Genomic DNA, 17,322 nt, shown 5'->3' with positions numbered 1-17,322 from the left:
CGTATGTGTGCTTCATCGTCGACGTGTTCTCTCGGATGATCGTGGGGTGGCGGGTCGCGTCGCATATGCGCACCGAGGTGGTCCTCGACGCGATCGAGATGGCGCGCTGGTCCCGCGGTGCTCACCATGAGGATCTGCGGTGTCACAGCGACGCCGGGTCTCAATTCACGTCGATTCGCTACGGCGAACGATTGGCCGAGATCGGCGCCACGCCGTCGATCGGAACCGTCGGCGACAGTTATGACAATGCCCTGGCCGAGACGGTGAACGGCTACTACAAGACCGAACTCGTCCGCGGACCCGCGAGGTCAGGGCCGTGGAAGACCGTCGAGGACCTCGAACTCGCGACCCTCGGCTGGGTCCACTGGCACAACACGCAGCGCCTCCACGGCTACCTCGGCGACATCCCGCCCGCCGAGTTCGAGAACGCGTTCTATGCTGTCCAGGGCGACCGCAACCTGCTGGTCGGAATCAAATAGCGCGAGTCTCCATCAGACCCAGGGCGCTTCACGATACGGCCCTGAGTTTCGGCAGGCTTCCGCGGCGCACGACTCGACCGTCCCAGAAACGATCGTTTTCGGGACGTCAGTGTCGATGTCCGAGCCGATGATGACACGCCGACAAACCGCGTCCCGAAACCTAATCCCGAAACCGATTTGACCCGAAACGCAGTTTATAACGTTTTCGGGATGGGCGGTAGGATGGAGGGACCAGGCGAGGGGAGTCGGCATGGCCCGCAGCACCGGGACGGTTCCGCGGACCGTCGACGTTGACAGCGAGCTGTCGATGATCGAGAAGGCTCAGCAGCTTGCCGGTCACCTTCCGGATGCCGAAGCGCTCGATCGCGCTCGTCGCATCCTCGACGGCCGCGTGACCGCAGCTGAGGCGTACGCCGAGCTGGACGCGAAGTACGCCCAAGAGTGAGCGAGGACGACAAGGTGGAGCTGCGCACGGAGCCGAGCCGGATCGGTGGGACTAGGTGGAGCCGATGAGCAACGTCGTCGGATACGCGCGGGTGTCGCGCCATGACCAGAACCCGGCAGCTCAGGAGGCCGAGCTGCGCGCCGCTGGCGCAGTGCGGGTGTTCGTCGACCACGGCGAGTCCAGCCGTGTGAAAGACCGCCCGCAGTGGCTCGCCTGCCTGGACTACCTACAGCCCGGCAACACGCTTGTCGTGCGCCGGCTCGATCGCCTCGCCGGCAGCGAGAAGATGGCCATCGAGACGATCACGGACCTGCACGAGCGAGGCGTGAACATCAAGAGCCTCACCGAGCCCGACATCGACACCACGACCCCGATGGGCCGAGCCCTGTTCGGCATTGTTGCCGTGTTCGCGCAGCTCCGCGTCGACACGATCCGGGAGAACACCCGGCGCGGTCTGGCGCACGCCCGCGCTGAGGGTCGCCTGGGCGGCCGGCCTTCTGTGATGACCCCGGAGCGCACCGCGGCCGCGGCGCGGATGCGTGAGCAGGGCGACAGCATCGCACAGATCGCGGCCGTGCTCGGCGTCGGAAAATCATCCGTCGCACGCGCTCTCGCAAAGCACGACCAGAGCCAGCCGGTTGACCTGAGGAGGGACGGACGATGAGTGAACATCAGGCGAGTGCCCCATCGCAGCTCATCATGGCGGGCGCGTTCATCAAACGACCCGGCATGTTCCTGGGATTCCCGATCCGGTTCGACCGGGTGACAGCGTTCATCGCCGGGTACACCCTCGCGATCGAACAGGTGCGCGAGGCTCGATCGCCCGACGCCGCGGACAGCTTCCGGCCACCCGGTATTCAGGGACAGTTCCAGGAGCACCTACGCGAACAAGGCCGGTTGCGGTGGAACCGATGGGATCTGACGATCGCAGCAGAAGCCATCGGCTGGACCGACGACGACCCGCCCGCGATCGAGGAGTTCACGGAGGAACAGCACCGGGCCGCGATCACGCACCTAGAGCCGCTTCTGGATCGCGTGTTCCGCCTCCCCGAGTCGTTCCGCCGCGTTGACGGCGGCCGATAGGCCGGCCCGATCGTTTGATCGCACAGCGGACGTCAGGTGCTCGACGTTGCCGCTGGATATACAGCGTGGGTCTTGTCGCCGCTGCGCGGTGCGGTGCACACTCGACCTAAGCGGCGCGGGTGAGGCCCCCCACAACCCGACCGTACGGTTGGCCCTTCCCCCAGGGTCTTGGGGGTGTGGCCGACGCTCAGGCGCCGGCTACATCCCCGCTCGATACCCTGAGGTCATGGCCACTACAAGAGCCGGCCGCATCGATCCGGTGAACGGGACTCGGATCGAGCCGGCCGAAGCGGCACTAAGGGTGCTGGAACGTCGAGCCCACCGAGTCGTCCTCCAATACCTCCTCGGCCACCCGGACGCGACGCGACAGGACATCAGTGGTGGCACCGGGCTGTCGGCGGCCGTCGTCTCGCGTGCGCTGGGTGACCTGGAGACTCTGCGGTACGTGACGGTTCAGGAATCGGACCGCCGCACGTTGCCGGATCGCTTCACAGCCGACCGCTCCGGCTTCGTTTCCGACCTGACTGCACTGCGTCAACGGTTCATCGCCTGACAAGAGTCGGAGGAGCGCTCTAGGCTCTGGTCATGTTCCGTAGCGCGTTCGCCTTCGTTGCCACCGTGTGGTGGTTGGTGATCGTCGCGCATTTCGGAATCGTCGTTCTAATCACGGTCGCCGGTGGCCAAGGCTCACTGCCCGCGGCCGTGGTGTGGATCGCATGGGCCACCCTCGTCGCGCACTACTTCCTTCGACGGTTCGCACTCGGACGGTGGCAACACCGCCGCAACATCCAGCGCGCTCGGTACTGGCAGAACGTGCACGCCGAGGCCGCACGACGGAACCGCTGAGCTGTCCATGAGCCGCACCGAGCAAGAGCGCTTCTGGTCCTACGTCGTGAAGGGTCCAACGACCGATGACTGCTGGCTGTGGACTGGCGCTGTTGCCGACGACGGATATGGAAGGTTCTGGACCCGAACGCCAGACGGTGGACAGAAGGCGGTCCGACCACAGCGTTACGCCTACCAGCTCATCATGGGCACCGACCTTCCATCGGCGGTATTGCTGCTGCATCGCTGCGACGTCCCACTGTGCGTTCACGTCGCGCTCGACGTCGAGGAATCACACGTCAGAACAGGCACCCATCACGACAACATGCTCGATCGCTCTGAGCGCGGACGTCACGAGAACCGATGGACCGTTCTCGGTTACCGGGGACTGGCGCGCCAGGAACGTGCTCGACGATCACGCGCCCTCCGTGACGCCGTACGTGAGCACGGCTGGGACCGCGCGATGATCGCCAAGGTGGTCAACGGGATCGACGCGAACCAGACCGAACTTTGGTGAAACCTAACGCCCACTAGGCCGCAGAAGACTCGTCGTCTTCTGCGCTGCCCCGGAAGCTACCGGCGTCCGTCGCCGCCTCACTGTGCGCGGTCTTCGGAGACTTCTTCACATCGCGCGTTGCGATACCGAGGCGCTCAGCGACCTCCGACCGATTGATGCCGAGGTTGAGCATCTGCTGGATTACAGCATCGGCGCGCTCGCGTGCGGCGGCCGTCTGCTGCTGCTCCTTCTGACGGAGCGATTCGATCTGGCGCTGGGTCTCCTCTTGGATCGCCTCGATGGAACCCGCGGCGACGAAGTAGTCCACAGCAAGCTGCTCCAGCTTGTCTTGTCGTGCTCGGAACTCAGCCGCGCGCTCACGCGCACGACGACGTGCATCAACCTGCTTCGCTGACTTCCGAGTGTCGGTCATTTCAGGATTCCCCTCGTCTCCAGAATTCGTTGCATCTCCACCATACTGTCGCACCCGAAAATCGCGCCAATGGGTGAGCCGGCTCGTTGCGCGAATCTCGACCGCTCCGCGACGTCCTCCGCTCGTTCCTCACTCCGCACTCTGCTCTCACGGTCTCCATCCACCCAACGCGTCCGTTACACTCCCGGCCCACTTCCTCCGCTCATTCTTCTCTCCAGATGTCGTCACACCTCTGGCATCTTGGATCAGTGAGGTAGTCTGCCTGCATGATGACCATGCATATCCTCTCCGCGGGAGACGGGTATGCGTACTACACCAGCGAGACCGTCAGCGGCGACGCCAAGCGGGAGACCGGCCGCGAGCTGGGCGACTACTACACCGCTGACGGCAACCCTCCCGGAGTCTGGGTCGGTTCCGGCCTTGCCACTCTGGGCGTATCGGGGACGGTGACCGAAGAGCAGATGAAGGCGCTCTATGGGGAGGGGCTGCACCCGAACGCTGAGCGCATCATCACCGCGGAACAAGCGGCCGGCAAGTCCGTCGAGGAAGCGACTGCCGCGGCGAAGCTGGGCCGGTCGTACTACGCCTACAGCACCGGTGGAACCGACCTCTCGGCCCGCATCAATGAGGGCTATGCCCGATTCGAGCGCACCAATCATCGGGAGCCGGACGTCAACGAGCGACGTGTGATCCGCGCCCGCGAAGGTGCGCAGGCGTTCCGCGCTGCCAAGGGTAGGGAGCCCGCTGACAAGGAAGAGCTGGGCCGCTACATCACCGCGGCGACCCGTCCCACGCAGCAGGCCGTCGCCGGATTCGACCTGGTGTTCTCACCGTCCAAGAGCGTGTCCACGCTCTGGGCGCTCGGTGACGAGGAGACCCGCAAGGCGATCGAGCACGCGCACGAATCAGCGATCGCTGACACCGTTCATTACCTCGAACGTGAAGCGATCGCCACGCGTGCCGGCCGCAATGGTGTCGCCCAGATCGACGTCGAGGGAGGCATCGTCGCCACCCGGTTCCGTCACTACGACTCCCGGAACGGCGACCCGCAGCTCCACGATCACCTGGTGGTGGCCAACAAGGTCAAGGGCTCTGACGGGAAGTGGCGCACGATCGACTCGAAGCTGCTCCACCGTCAAGGCGTGGCCGCGTCCGAGTTCTACAACGCGCGGGTGATGGAGAACGTCTCTCAGGCGCTCGGCGTGCGCACGGAGTTGCGCGAAGTCACCCCCGGCAAGCGACCCGTGGTCGAAATCGCCGGCGTCGATGACCGGCTCACCTCAGGGTTCTCCAGTCGCTCCGCGGACATCCGGAAGACGCTTGCGAGGCTTGAACGGGAGTACCGCGTCGACCACGGCCGGCAGCCGGATCAGGCTGCCCGGATCAAGCTGGCGCAACAGGCCACTCTAGACACGCGTCCCGCGAAGGAGCACGCCCGGTCGCTCGCTGATCTTCGACGCTCCTGGCGCGAGCGGGCCGTGGAAGCGGTGGGCGCTCGCACCGTCGACGGGCTCCTCGCTGCCGCCCGGGCGGCCGCCCGCGACGGTGGCCGCGGCGCGGCAGCTCCCCAGCAGCTCGACGTCGACTCCGCAGCACGACAGGTCGTCGACACGGTGTCCGAGCACCACTCAGTGTGGGGGCCGCACATGATCGAGGCCGAAGCACGCCGGTACGTGCAGGCCGCTCGCATCGCCGGGGTCGACGTGCCGGAGGGGGCCGCAGAGACCATCACTCGGCGGGCGCTCGACACCGATTCCGTGTCGGTAACACCGCCCGCACCGCACGGCGCATTCGCCCCGCTGACCCGCAGCGACGGTAGCAGCATTTACGAGCACAAGGGCCGCGCGCTCTACACCTCCGCGGGCATCCTTGCCGCAGAGGATCGACTGCTCGACGCCGCCCGCACGCGCACGATCGCCCCTGTCACAACCGCCGAGTTCGACCGGACGGCGGCCGCTCACACCGGCCCGCTCGACGCGGGCCAGCGCAACCTGGCCCGCGAGTTCGCCACCTCCGACCGTCTCCTCCTGGTCGGCACTGGCCCCGCCGGCGCGGGCAAGACGACAGCGCTCGCACTGGCCGCCCGCGCGACAGAGCAGGCCGGCTCACGCATGATCGGACTCGCCCCGTCCGCCGCCGCCGCCGCGGTGTTCCGCGATGCGGTCGGCGTCGACGCCAACACAATCCACGGGTTCGTGAAGGCGTACGAGCTGCACGGCGACGCGACCCCGGACAGTCGCCACCCAGAGGAAATGAAGATCCGTCCCGGCGATGTGATCGTGGTCGACGAGGCCGGCATGGCCGGCAGCCGCAACCTCGCACGCGTTGTCGACATCGCGGCCGGACACGGAGCCCACGTCCGCCTCATCGGTGATTCCCGACAGCTCGACGCCGTGGAATCCGGTGGCGCTCTGCGCCTGTTGGAGCGGGAGGTCGGATCGGTGCAGCTGGAAACCATCCACCGATTCCGTAACCCAGACGGCACCGTGAACCAAGCGGAAGCCGATGCCTCCGAACGTCTGCGTGACCCGGCCACGACCGGCGATCCCTTCACCTGGTACATCGAGCAGGGCCGCGTCGTCGGCGGCGACGTCGACCGCATGACCGGGCAGGTGTTCGCCGCCTGGCAGGCCGACACCAACGCCGGCAAGACCTCCGTCATGCTCGCCCAGCACAACACCACCGTCGCGGACCTGAACGCCCGCGCGCAGGCGTTCCGCATCAGCGAGGGAGCCGTCACCGGACGCCAGAGCGTCGCCCTACGCGACGGTCTCCAGGCCCACCGCGGCGATCGAATCGTGACCCGACGCAACGACTCGCAGCTCCGCACCGACCGCGGCCGCGATCGGGTCAAGAACAACGACCTGTGGACCGTCGACAAGGTGCACCGCGACGGCTCCCTCTCCGTGACCCACGAAGGGCACGGCGGCCGCATCACCCTGCCCGCGGACTACGTGCGCCAGCACGTCGAACTCGGCTACGCCTCCACCGTTCACCGCGCCCAAGGGTTGACCGCCCACACCTCGCACGTTCTGGCCGACAGCTCGACCTCGCGCGCCATGGCGTACGTCGCCCTGACCCGCGGCAAGGAATCGAACCGGCTGTACGTCGAGACCGAAGACGCACAACCGATCACCGACGTGCTCGCCCAGATCGCTGGGAACTCGGAAGGGATGATGAGCGCCAGCGAAACGATCCGCAGCGAGCAGGCCCGCGTCGACGACCTGGTGACATTGATCGACCAGTACCGGGACGTCACCGACCGTGCCGATGATCTGCGGTTCGAGAAGATCGCCCGCACAGCGGTCGGCCCGGAAGCAGCGCAGCGGCTCCGTAGCGACGACGGGTGGGGCGCACTGGAGGCAGCTCTCCGCGACGCCGAGCGTGCCGGCTACGACCCAGCCGACGCCCTCGCACAGGCGTGGATGTCCGGCACACTCGAGAACGCTCGAAGCGAGCCCGCGATCCTGTCCGCACGTATTCGCGAGGACATCACCGCCTACTCGGCCGAATTCGGGCAGCCAGAGGCAAGGACCGACGTGCCCGCGTGGATCGTCGACCGCGGCGCGCTCGACTCCGCACACACCGATCCCGCCTGGCGGGAGCACCTGGCGGAACGCTACGAGTACATTGCTACACGCCTCGAAGAGCGCGGAGCGACCCTCAGCGCCGAACCGCCCGCCTGGGCGCAGCAGCTCGGGGACGTCCCCGCGAACGCAGAGCGTCGCGCGGAGTGGACACGCCTGGCCGCGGAGGTCGACACCTTCCGCGCCCGGTACGGGATCGAGGAAAACGCCGTAGACGCGATCCCAGCGCAGTACCGGGAGCAGAAGCTAGGGGCCGAGCTGCAACAGCGCGTCACGGCCATGCACAAGTCCTCTCTCCTTCGCGACCAGCCAGTAACGGACGACGCCGCCCGAGCCCGTGCCGCTCAGGAAGCCGCTGTGGCCGCGCAGAGAGCACGGGAGGCTGTCCAGCGACCCACACAGCCACAAACCCCGGGCAAGCCGCAGACGGCCGCTGAGGCGCTGCGAGAGCGGAACCGGGCCGAAGCCCAGCGCCGCGCCGAACAGCTCCGACAGGTTGGGATCAACCCGAAGACGCAGCAGCGCGATCGCGCGGCCGAACAGAGAGCTGCCGAGCGCGCCCGCGACGAACGCGACCGCTCCCGCGGTGACGACGCCCGCGAACGCTAGGCCACTCACTCGATCGAGGCGGCTCTTCCACACCCGATCATGCTCAGGCCGTCTGCTGTGGTCTATGACCGCCAGTCAGCCGGCGGCCGCTCGATCGCTACGGCAGGCGTGGACTGGCCGCCCGACTCGTGCAGATGCCCCAGCTGGCGGTCGCATTTGCGGAACGGGCCGGTTTTGGAGTCAAACAGGATTGCCGCGTGGCGGTCCCAGTGCGAGAGCCACCAGTCGGAGTCGGCGTTGAGGTGGTCGGCGGCATCCTGATCGGCTTGAAGTCGTGCCTGCCACAACGCCCACAGCCGCGCCACCACCTCCGGGTGCTTCCACCATTCAGGACACCACGGCGCGCGCTTGTCGGTGTGGACGTACTCGATCGTCGCGAAGTGCTCCAGCACCCAGTCGAGGAACATTTCGTCGACGTCGGCCGGTTCGACGTCGACGCCTTCCTCCTCGACGTCGTTACCGCTCAGCTCGGCGTCGTTGAGGGCGTCGCTTTCCTCGTCGCTCATGGTGTCAAGGTCATCGTCAGCCACGAGCTGCCACCTCCAGCGGTGAGGCGGCCGGAGCAGCCGTCGAGGGGGTGGTCTTGCCGCGCTCGATGAGGGCCTTCAACTTCCGGTCGCGGAACCAGGGCAACGCGTCCGCTATGACCGGGCGGGCGTTGGAGTTGAACATCACGACTCGCCACAATGGCAGGTTGGCGAGGTCGTCGACGGTGAGGATCGGCACCCGGCGGGTGCTGGTCGAGGTCGAGTATTGGCCGTTGTTCCCCGAGGAGCCGCCGTAGGTGACTTCCTCTCGTTCACCGATGAGGTTGGACAGGTCCCGGAGGAAGTCAGCATCCATCGCGCCGCCGCCGAACACGCGGGTCACGGCTGCACCCCAGATCGCGCCCCACCCGTTTTTCCCGAACGCTTCAACCGCCTGGTCTCGGGACTGGAAGTAGGTGTTGATTGGCATGCCGAGCGACCCGTAGAAGGAGTACACGGACGGCAGCGCCGGCCAGCGCACGATGTTGGCGCACTCGTCCAGCTCGATCACCAACGGCACGGGCAGGCGACCGCCGGAGCGCTGCGCCAGCCGTTCCCCGGTCTTGCAGATCGCGCGGACGAGGGAGGTGAGGATCGCGCCGGCCGATCCCACGCCGTCTTTGGACAGCAGGATCAGCAGGTCCTCCGACGCCAGGAAGGCGTCGACGTCGAAACGGCGGACGCCGGGAGCGGAGGTCCACTCCAGCAGCTCGTCGTAGGCGAGCGCGCCGGCCATGCGTTGCGCGGTCGCGTAGACGCTCTGTCGGGTCTTGTCGGCCCAGTTCTCCATGCCTACGAGGGCGGTCGCAGGGCCGCGCTTGCCGTGCCGGTTCAGAATCTCCACCACGGCGTCGGCGTCCTGGGTGGTCAGCCAGCGGTACACCTGTGACAGCGGGAGCTTGTCGAACGCCGCGGCGAGCAGGAAGTACGCCAGCATGTCCCGGCCGGGCTCGTCGAACTGCGGATCACCGCCCCGGTCGCCTTCCTTGCGGGTGGACGCCTCGAAAATCTCCGCGAGCTCGCGGGCGTCTTCGGCCGATTTCACGTAGTCGAGCGGGTTGAAAACGAAGTCGGGGCCGTCCTCGTGACGGTAGATGCGGTTCGGGTCGAACACGTAGGCGCGGCCGCGTCCCGTGCGGGCGGCCAACGCTTCGCGCACACCGTCGACCTTGTTGGAGGTCATGATGCAGGCGCCCGGTGCTTCTGCGATGTGGCGGACGACCACCGCCGAGGTCTTACCGCGGCGAGTGCCGAACAGGTACACACCGGTCTCCTCCCACCCCTGGTAGACCCACTTCCTGGTGCCGACGATGCGGGCAACCTTCTGGCCAGGTGTGATGCCGGCCGCGGCCGGGTGAAGCCGGCGCGCGTCGGCCGAGCGGGCGTGCTTTCGAAGGCGAGCGTTCTGCGGGTTCGCGGACATCAGTTTGATGGACGCTGCCGCACGCTTCCCCGCGCTGCGCTTTGCGTGCCAGACCGCCCCGCAGGTGAACAGGATGAGGGCCACCACGACGAACGCCGCCGTTGTCCAGGTGGCGGCCGCCGGCCACGGGTCGCCTTTCAGCAGCCCCATCACCAGTTGGATCGGGTTCCACGAGTACGTCGTGCCAGTCGGTGTGAGCGCTGCCCCGGCGTGGACACCGAGATAGGCAACGCCGACCAGCAGCAGTCCGGCAAGAGCAACCTGCCACTTAGCCCGTGCGATCGGGTCGTTCATGCGTGAGCCTCCTCACGATCGGAGCTGCGCAGCTCGTTCAGATGGTGGAAGAGCATGCGGGCGATCCGCGCCTCCTGGTCGTCACCCGCGAACCGCTCTGCCACGTGAAGGTCGACGCCGAGCATCGTCGCCATTTCCGAGGGCATCACCCGTGACTCCGACAGACGTTCCAGGAGTGTGTACCGCTCGGGGCGGCTGCGCACGTCCAGGCTTTGGATGTCCCGGTACGCCCGTTGTAACCGCTCGACGGTGCGACGCACACGGCTCACGTCGTCGTTCACGTCCTCACCGTCGAGCCGATACCGGATCGTCAGGGAGGCGGTCGTGACCGCGGACAGCTGCGCCGTGTGCTGTTCCAGGGCCTCATCCAGCCACAGCGCCACGGTGGTCACTTCCGGGTGGTCGGTGTTGCGGATCGTCCACTCGTCGTGTGCGAGGTTCGCGATCGACACCGTCTCGGCAGGCGAAGCCATGTCTTCACAGCCCTCCGTCGCGGGTAACCGTGCTTCCAGTCGGCAGCTCACCGCTATAGGCGCTCTCCACTGGCCTGATAGCAGCCCACAAGAACCGACGCATGGCTGCGCCTGCCGCAATCGTGCCTGTCCCGGCTGCCAGCACCCCCGCCGCGGGCCAAAACCCCGCGGCAAGGACCGTGGAGCCGCCCGCAACTTCTGTCGCGGACCAAAAGGAGAACGAGTGAGTCTGCGCCTGCGTATACAGCTCGAAACCGCAGAACAGGGTGGCTAGGAGGGCGAGCGCGCCCACAGCCAAGCTGAGGCCGGCTGCCAGGAGCCATACCAGCCGATGAAGCCAGGTGGCGGCCAGATGGAAGCCCTCGGAGTAGTAGCTCATTGGTTCATTCCTTCGTTCGTGAGCTTCATCGGTTCGTCGCCTTTCGGATCGACCTGCACGTGCAGGTGGTTGCAGGTGTCGTCGAATTGGTTGAACGGGAGGGTGAGTGCGCTGCCCGCGCTGGCGCGGCACTCCTCCTGACCGACAGCGGAGCCGGCGGCCATGAGTGGGGCCAGCGTGTGCAGCATCTTGATCGCGTTGGCGTCCGCCCCGGTCGTTGGGACGCCTCCGAATGCGAAGAAGTCGACCGCGTGGCCGCCGCCGTTGACGTAGTGAGCTGATTCGCTGCCCGCACCCTCGATCTGGTTGGTGCATCTGCGGTTGATATCGGAGATCCCGATCGAGGGGAAGGTGTTGCTGGCGATCGTGATCACTTGGAGGATGCGGGTGTCGATGCCGCAGTTGGCAACGGTCTTGCCCGCGGCAATGTCCTTGACCTCCGGGAAGTGGGAGGGCGTCAACCAGGTGATCTTTCCCTGGTTGGTCAGCTCCACCAGGTGCGCGGCGAGAGCCTTCGCGTCGCCTGACACTCCGGCAGCGCAGGCCGCGTCGCCGCCCAGCAGGGCGGTCACGACAGCTGTCGCCGGGTCGTACCACTTCGTGTAGTGGTTGGGGTCCGCGTTGATCTGGACGGCGTGCGCGGCCAGCGTCGGCGTCATGCTCTGCCAGTTTGGCACCCGCAGGAGCCGCTGGAAGAAGAACGTTGCCGCCTGGCTGGGGTTCATCCGTTCCGCGAGAGTGCCCCATGTGTCCCGCTGCTGGAACAGGCCACGAGAGTCGGGGCCGGCCTGGTCGCCGTAGTCGATGTTGCGAAGCCCGGATTCGCCCATCGCCGTCATCACGCCGATGATCTGGCCTTTCAATGGCACGCCCAGCGCTGCGCCGGCGTTCATGATCGCCGCCGCGTTGGCGAGCTGGTCGCCGGAGTAACCGCTGACGGGTGCGTGCGTGGCCGCGGTCTTCGGAGAGACCGCGGAGGTTGCCGCGCACGCCCCATTCTCGTTTCCGCCGCCGGTGATCAGGACGACACCGACGAAAATGACTGACAGCAGAGCCGCCAGCGCAACTACCAGTCCTCTCTTCATCGTTCGTGGCCACTCACGCTTCGACGTCGGCACTCAGCGCGGCAGCACCGGCCATACCCTCGTCGGTGTCGGTCACGGCCTCTTCCCAGTCCGAGCGGATGTGCTGGACGTGCGTCTCCGGGTTGGAGGCGTACTTGAACACGCAGTTTCCCGGGTTCAGATTCATCAGCACATCGGCGGTGTCGGGGGCGAACCCGAACGTCTCTTGCGCCCACAACGCGTCTTCGAGGCGGTCCTGCCGGAACGCGTAGACGGTCTGGGCTTCCTGAACGACGGTGTATCCCGGCGAGTCCTTCGGAATGTCGGTGCCCTTGTGCATCACGAACACGTTCGAGATTCCAAGGGCGCGGGAAAGCTTCTGGTTCGAGCGGACAAGCCGTGCGGAGGGGCCGCCGATCATGTGCCAGCCCTCCTCGTAGATCACGTTGGTGACGAAGCCGTGCTCACGGCGCAGCCGGCCCAACAGCCACATATGTCCAACCGCCATGACGGTCGGGATCGCAGGGCCGTCGTCCGGGAGCTGCGAGACATCGAACACGGTGAGCTTGTTCGCCAGGTCGACCTTTTCGCTCGTGTCCCCATCGAAAACGCCGGCGTAGTCCTCCAGCAGGTTCTCCAGCGCAAACCGGATGGAGAGACCCGCCTGGTGAAGCCGCTCCCGAGCCTCTAGCGAAAGACCCTCATCGTCCGGGACCAGTCCGAGATACGGCATCAGGTCCGACGTCGTTGCCGCCCGCCGAGTGTCCTCCCTCTTCGCGAGCATCAGACGGAGAGCGTGCCGGGTGGCCTTCTCCTCCCACTCGGTGGCGAGGACGTCATTCCGGGCGATCCGCGCCACGGCGTTAACCAGCTGCATCTGCCCCTGCAACCCCGATCCGCGAAGGATCATCGGGTCAAGCAGGTTCAGCCGTGTTGCCGCCTGGTCGTTCGGATCGAACCGCAGCGGCTTCGAGCCGAGACGGTCTGCGACGGCCGTGTACTCCCCGACGTCGCCCTGCGGTTTCTTGTCGAACACCACGGCGCGGCGGTTGGTCAACAGCAACGGACGGATCACACAGACCGTCTTGGTGAACGAGGACTTGCCCGCACCGACCGTCCCCAGAACGATCACGTTCGGGGACGTCACCTGGCGAGGCTTCATGTTGTAGGCGGTGGGGGCATCGTGCGACACCATGGTCTGCGACAGGTTGTCGCGACCGTTGACGATGCCCTCCACGCCGGTCGGGTTCCCGATGATCGCTGTGTTGAGCACTTCGGCCTGACGCGTCGTCGACGGCGCGCCCGTGAGGGAAGGCGCGTACCAGCCACGTGCAGCTGCCCCCGACGCCGTTCGGAGCGTCCCACCGGGCAGCGTGGCCGGCGGGACATCGACGGGCCGGCTCAGCATGGGCACGTCGTCGCTGTCCACCGTCGCCACAACCGTCGACGGGGCCGCAGCCGGCGGGGTGGCGAAGATACGCAACCCCGGGACTGTCGCGTACCAGGGCCGCTTTGTTGCCGCGCGGTTCTCGCGGCGAGTGGGCTGAGATTCGGTCACGACAGGGCCTCCTTGTTGCTACGACCGGCGAGAGCGTTCATTGCCTTGTTGGCGAGAGTGGTGGAATCCGCGCGCAAACCCCGGCCAATCGGCCACGTGGTACCCGACGCGGCGGCCTGGTAGGAATCCATCCAGTCGAGCCGTTCGATACCCAACCCCGTGCCGCAGACATCAGCGAGCCGACGCGATGCCTGCGCGAGGTCTTCGCGAGTTGGTGCGGTGATCGTCACGTAGCCGACCCACGAAACGCCGTGGTGGTGAGAACCGGCGGCGAGGTCGCGACGGCGACGCTGCGCGGCCGACAGGTTCGCGTCGTTCTGGTCATCGTCGATGACACCCTTCGCGCGGCGGGCGTACTGGGTTGCCGCGTCTCGCACGACGTCCTGCCGTGCCAGTGCCTTCGCCTGCGCGGCGGGCACCAGGTGCAGGTGGAAGGACACCGAGCGGATGAAAGCCAGCTCGCGGCCGATCAGAAGATCGAGGGTCCACAACGGCGAACGTCCCGACGCGGACAGGTCCGCTCCGTGAATCGCCGCAGTGCGATGCCACCACTCCACGGCCGGCGCATCCGTGATCGGGTCGTTCGGACCAAGCACCGTCGGGTCATAGCCGCCGTCGACCACGTGTGCGGAGAACTCATCGTGCGACGCGATCCCGAACGACAACGGGTTCACGTGCTTCGAGCTGCGCAGGTCCATCGGCATCGACGGGTTCTGCTGATGCAGGATCAGCGCCGTCGTCTGCCTGGCGGTCATCGCGCGAACCTGGCCCATCCGGGCCTCGGTGAGCCCGCTCGCCACGGCGTTGATCTGCTCAGCCATCAGCGCCCGCCAGCCGTCCCGTCCGGGACCGTACTTCGCGGCCGCGTCCATGAACGCCGTGGTGATCGGCCACGACACGATCACGAAATGCCGTTGCACCATCGCGTTCGAACTCGCCCGGTCGATGACCTGGCTGTACGAACGCTGCTGCTGCGCGGCCGTTCCCGTGGTGTCATTCCTGTCCAGCCGCTCGACAACCCACGCCTGCTGCGCCGCCGTGTCCGGCGGCAGCACTCGAGTAAGCGTCTGCACGTCGCGCACGAGCGACGACGGGGCCGCCCGGTGAGCCAGGAAGCGCCCCCAAGCCTCAGCGGCGCGGGTAAGCGCCCCGGTGGTCTCCATCCCCCGCAACTGCCCGGACACGCTGAACGCGACCGACAGGTAGTCCTGCTCCCCCACCGGGGCATGCCAAGCGATCCCGGGCACGTTCGCCCCATACTGCAGCCAGCCCATTCCGTCCGACCCGTCCGGGTTCACCCGTGTTTGGCGTGCGGCGACCTCAGCCTCTGTACGCACCCGCTTGTCGGGGCTCTTCAAACCCTCTTGAATCTGGTCCCACGCCGCCACGTTGTAGGGCACATAACGATCCGTGCCCAGCCGCTTCCGGGCCTTCCAACGCGCGCGGGCACGGTGGCGGTCCGCGATGGTGCCGTTGTGCGTGCGCTGGGTTACCAGCAGCGTGATCCCGACGCCCGCCAGAGCGGCGGCCGCGGCGATCAGTCCGCCGCCCAGAATCAGCCCCACCATCCCGCCGATGATGAAGAACCCAACGAACACGATGCGCGTCTTCGACTTCGTGCCGCCGAAGAACGAGCGGTGCCCCGCTTCCCCGCCCGGGTAGCGCAACAGTGGCTTTGTCGCCTCGCTGGTGTCACTCATGAAAGCGAGTCCCTTCCGTAGTGCTCTTCGTGGTCATCGACCGCAGAGCCAGCGATATCCGCCGACGACTGCGCAACTTCCTTGCTCTTGTCCGCGGCCGCCTTCGCGCCCGCAGCGAGCATCGTCGGAATGCCGATTGCGGCACCCACACCCGTCGAGGACTCGGCAGCGCCAGCAGCCATAGCGCCGCCCTCCGCGCCCGCCGCGGCGCCACCCGCGCCCGCACCGCCAGCTTCCCCGCCGGCCGCGGCAGCCTCTTTCAGAGACGTGCCGCCGGCCTCCTGACCGGTTGAGCCAGGGCCCGGGGTGCCCGTGTCAGTCGGGGTGGAACTGCCCTCGCTGGCCTTCTCTGACGGTCCCCCGCTGCCGCCACCCGAACCCCCATCGCCATAGCGGGAATCGGCCTCCTGCATCGACTTCGCCCCAATGGGCGGGCCGCCGGCCGTCCCAGCGCCCGCGCCGCCCATCGGCAGAACCGGAGCGAACTTGAACAGCAGCAGTGGGGCGAATCCAGCGATAAGCAGCGACAAGATCGAGACCACCAGCGTCACCGTCTTTTGCAGCGACGCCTGGTTGGAGAACGCGTCGACGTTCGCCGCAACCATGGAGAACACGATCCCCAGCAGGAAGAACAACAGAGGGTGAGCTGCCAGCGTCCCCAACCAGAGGTAAGCGATTTTGGAACCGAAGGCCCGCTTGTTCTTATCGACGATCCACACCCAACCGAGCGGGAACAGCACACCCGAGAAGTAGAGCGTGATCAGCATCACGATCAGCATCAACATGACCATCAGCAGGCCCAGGATCATGAAGAACATCAGCACGCAGCCGACCACCGCGCCGCCCGCGATCCCCGTCGCGTCGGAATCGCTCAGCATGTTCGTGAATTTGTCGACAAGAGCCGACGTAGAACTGGCCAGGCCCCAACTCACCAGCGAGTCGGACAACGCCCCGAAGAACTGGATCAGGAATGCTCCGAGCATCGGCCCGAAGATCGACCCCAGCAGAAAGACGGGGCCGTACAAGGTCAACGTCTCCACCAGCTCCTGCCCGGACATCTGCCCCCGGGCAGTGCGAAGGATCTGAGGAACTAGCAGCACCACGAACACGAGAATCGCCAGAGCAAACGACACCTGGTACGCGTGGATGAACCAGTCCGCCGTCAAATCCGGCAACGTCGCGTGCGTCAGCGCCGGCAGAACCGTAGTCGCCAACCCCTTCGCCGCATCCTGCAACGCCTTGAAGGTGTTCCCCGCCGGGGCCGACCAAAAGTCCGCGAACCCGGAGGCCGTGTTGATTGCATTCCCCACCCCGTCGATGAAGCATCCGACCGGGTTATCGCAGGAACCGGCCGCGGCGCTTACAACTGTTGTGAGCGCCATCAGCAGCCCCCCGTGTATTGAGTACCGCCGACTGCGAGCTGCGATGCATCAGGCTTCACTCCCCCAGCGACGTGCCATCCGTCGCCTTCCCACACCATGACGACTCCGGTAGCCGTTGTCTTGGTGGCACTCAGCGCCCCATTGATCACGTACCCAGCCTGGATATCCACCGTGACGCGATCAGCCGTTGAACTAGGGTCGACAAGCCACACGCCGTTCGTCGTAGAAAGGTGGAACGGTGTGCCGTCCGGCACGACACCATTGCTGGCGTTCGGATACTCGCTGAACGTGGCGGCCAGGTCGCGATACCCCGCGGGGGCCGAGCTGCTGATGATGTCCTTGCTCACCGCGGAAACATCATCAGCTGAGGGTACGGGTGACTGTGAGATGAATCGAACAAAGGCTGTGGCCACCTCAACGGCCCCGTACGCGTTGTGGCCAGCCGCCTTCTGTGCGGCCAGGACCATGGCGGCGTTCCGGTCCAAGCCGCCGAGGCACCCCGTAGGAGGTGCTGCGTTGTCCGTGTCACCGGCCCCGGATGAGCCACCGGTGTGCGTCGGCGTCG

At 66.6% G+C, this 17,322-nt stretch carries 18 protein-coding genes; 8 read left to right on the top strand and 10 right to left on the bottom strand.

The annotated features are described in order from the left end of the window. From AC1ROW_RS21045 to AC1ROW_RS21015, 7 genes are all read left to right on the top strand, one after another. Positions 1–479, top strand: a 479-nt coding sequence (locus AC1ROW_RS21045) for an IS3 family transposase (RefSeq protein ID WP_493021522.1), incomplete at its 5' end; no start/stop codon positions are given. A 250-nt stretch (positions 480–729) separates the two neighbouring features. Further along, a complete protein-coding gene (locus AC1ROW_RS21040; protein WP_493021520.1) occupies positions 730–924 on the top strand; it encodes a hypothetical protein in 195 nt (64 codons plus the stop codon). 64 nt (positions 925–988) lie between these two features. Continuing rightward, complete coding sequence (locus AC1ROW_RS21035; protein WP_493021518.1) at positions 989–1,588, top strand: recombinase family protein; 600 nt, start codon at positions 989–991, stop codon at positions 1,586–1,588. 35 nt (positions 1,589–1,623) lie between these two features. Next, a complete protein-coding gene (locus tag AC1ROW_RS21030; protein ID WP_493021516.1) occupies positions 1,624–2,007 on the top strand; it encodes a hypothetical protein in 384 nt (127 codons plus the stop codon). 226 nt (positions 2,008–2,233) lie between these two features. Next, entirely contained in the window at positions 2,234–2,560 is a 327-nt protein-coding gene (locus AC1ROW_RS21025) for a MarR family transcriptional regulator (protein ID WP_493021514.1), read from the top strand. A gap of 32 nt (positions 2,561–2,592) precedes the next feature. Beyond that, positions 2,593–2,853 carry a hypothetical protein gene (locus AC1ROW_RS21020; protein WP_493021512.1) on the top strand — a complete coding sequence of 87 codons (261 nt, stop codon included), beginning with the start codon at positions 2,593–2,595 and terminating at the stop codon, positions 2,851–2,853. Between the two features lie 7 nt (positions 2,854–2,860). Further along, the gene (locus tag AC1ROW_RS21015) at positions 2,861–3,349 is read left to right on the top strand and encodes a hypothetical protein (RefSeq protein WP_493021510.1); all 489 of its coding nucleotides are present in this window, start codon (positions 2,861–2,863) and stop codon (positions 3,347–3,349) included. Positions 3,350–3,362: 13 nt separating this feature from the next. Here the strand turns inward: AC1ROW_RS21015 and AC1ROW_RS21010 are convergent, their stop codons facing one another. Continuing rightward, positions 3,363–3,761, bottom strand: a complete 399-nt coding sequence (locus AC1ROW_RS21010) for a hypothetical protein (protein WP_493021508.1) — start codon at positions 3,759–3,761, stop codon at positions 3,363–3,365. A gap of 266 nt (positions 3,762–4,027) precedes the next feature. Here AC1ROW_RS21010 and mobF point away from each other — a divergent pair, with 266 nt between their 5' ends. Then, positions 4,028–7,957 (top strand): MobF family relaxase, encoded by a 3,930-nt coding sequence (gene mobF / locus AC1ROW_RS21005; protein ID WP_493021506.1) that lies wholly within the window; start codon positions 4,028–4,030, stop codon positions 7,955–7,957. A gap of 62 nt (positions 7,958–8,019) precedes the next feature. Here the strand turns inward: mobF and AC1ROW_RS21000 are convergent, their stop codons facing one another. Genes AC1ROW_RS21000 through AC1ROW_RS20960 form a run of 9 tightly spaced genes read right to left on the bottom strand, consistent with a single transcriptional unit; the run spans position 8,020 to position 17,104 of the window. Further along, complete coding sequence (locus tag AC1ROW_RS21000; protein WP_493021504.1) at positions 8,020–8,487, bottom strand: DUF4913 domain-containing protein; 468 nt, start codon at positions 8,485–8,487, stop codon at positions 8,020–8,022. Continuing rightward, positions 8,480–10,201, bottom strand: a complete 1,722-nt coding sequence (locus AC1ROW_RS20995) for a type IV secretory system conjugative DNA transfer family protein (protein ID WP_493021502.1) — start codon at positions 10,199–10,201, stop codon at positions 8,480–8,482. Before AC1ROW_RS20995 ends, AC1ROW_RS21000 begins: the two co-directional genes overlap by 8 nt. Next, complete coding sequence (locus AC1ROW_RS20990) at positions 10,198–10,674, bottom strand: hypothetical protein (protein WP_493021500.1); 477 nt, start codon at positions 10,672–10,674, stop codon at positions 10,198–10,200. The genes AC1ROW_RS20995 and AC1ROW_RS20990 overlap by 4 nt, the downstream gene beginning before the upstream one ends. Positions 10,675–10,678: 4 nt before the next feature. Further along, positions 10,679–11,053, bottom strand: a complete 375-nt coding sequence (locus tag AC1ROW_RS20985; protein WP_493021498.1) for a hypothetical protein — start codon at positions 11,051–11,053, stop codon at positions 10,679–10,681. Continuing rightward, positions 11,050–12,138, bottom strand: a complete 1,089-nt coding sequence (locus AC1ROW_RS20980) for a hypothetical protein (protein ID WP_493021496.1) — start codon at positions 12,136–12,138, stop codon at positions 11,050–11,052. Before AC1ROW_RS20980 ends, AC1ROW_RS20985 begins: the two co-directional genes overlap by 4 nt. A gap of 13 nt (positions 12,139–12,151) precedes the next feature. Beyond that, positions 12,152–13,675 carry a putative type IV secretion/conjugal transfer ATPase gene (locus AC1ROW_RS20975; RefSeq protein ID WP_493021494.1) on the bottom strand — a complete coding sequence of 508 codons (1,524 nt, stop codon included), beginning with the start codon at positions 13,673–13,675 and terminating at the stop codon, positions 12,152–12,154. Then, on the bottom strand, positions 13,672–15,375 hold the full coding sequence (locus AC1ROW_RS20970) for an SCO6880 family protein (RefSeq protein ID WP_493021492.1): 1,704 nt from the start codon (positions 15,373–15,375) through the stop codon (positions 13,672–13,674). The genes AC1ROW_RS20975 and AC1ROW_RS20970 overlap by 4 nt, the downstream gene beginning before the upstream one ends. Continuing rightward, positions 15,372–16,757, bottom strand: a complete 1,386-nt coding sequence (locus AC1ROW_RS20965) for a hypothetical protein (protein WP_493021490.1) — start codon at positions 16,755–16,757, stop codon at positions 15,372–15,374. Before AC1ROW_RS20965 ends, AC1ROW_RS20970 begins: the two co-directional genes overlap by 4 nt. After that, complete coding sequence (locus AC1ROW_RS20960) at positions 16,757–17,104, bottom strand: hypothetical protein (protein WP_493021488.1); 348 nt, start codon at positions 17,102–17,104, stop codon at positions 16,757–16,759. Before AC1ROW_RS20960 ends, AC1ROW_RS20965 begins: the two co-directional genes overlap by 1 nt. Positions 17,105–17,322 lie beyond the last annotated feature (218 nt).

The sequence above is a fragment of the Leifsonia sp. GW821-FHT13C09 genome, assembly GCF_058806435.1.
This window is presented reverse-complemented; position numbering and strand designations above follow the sequence as displayed.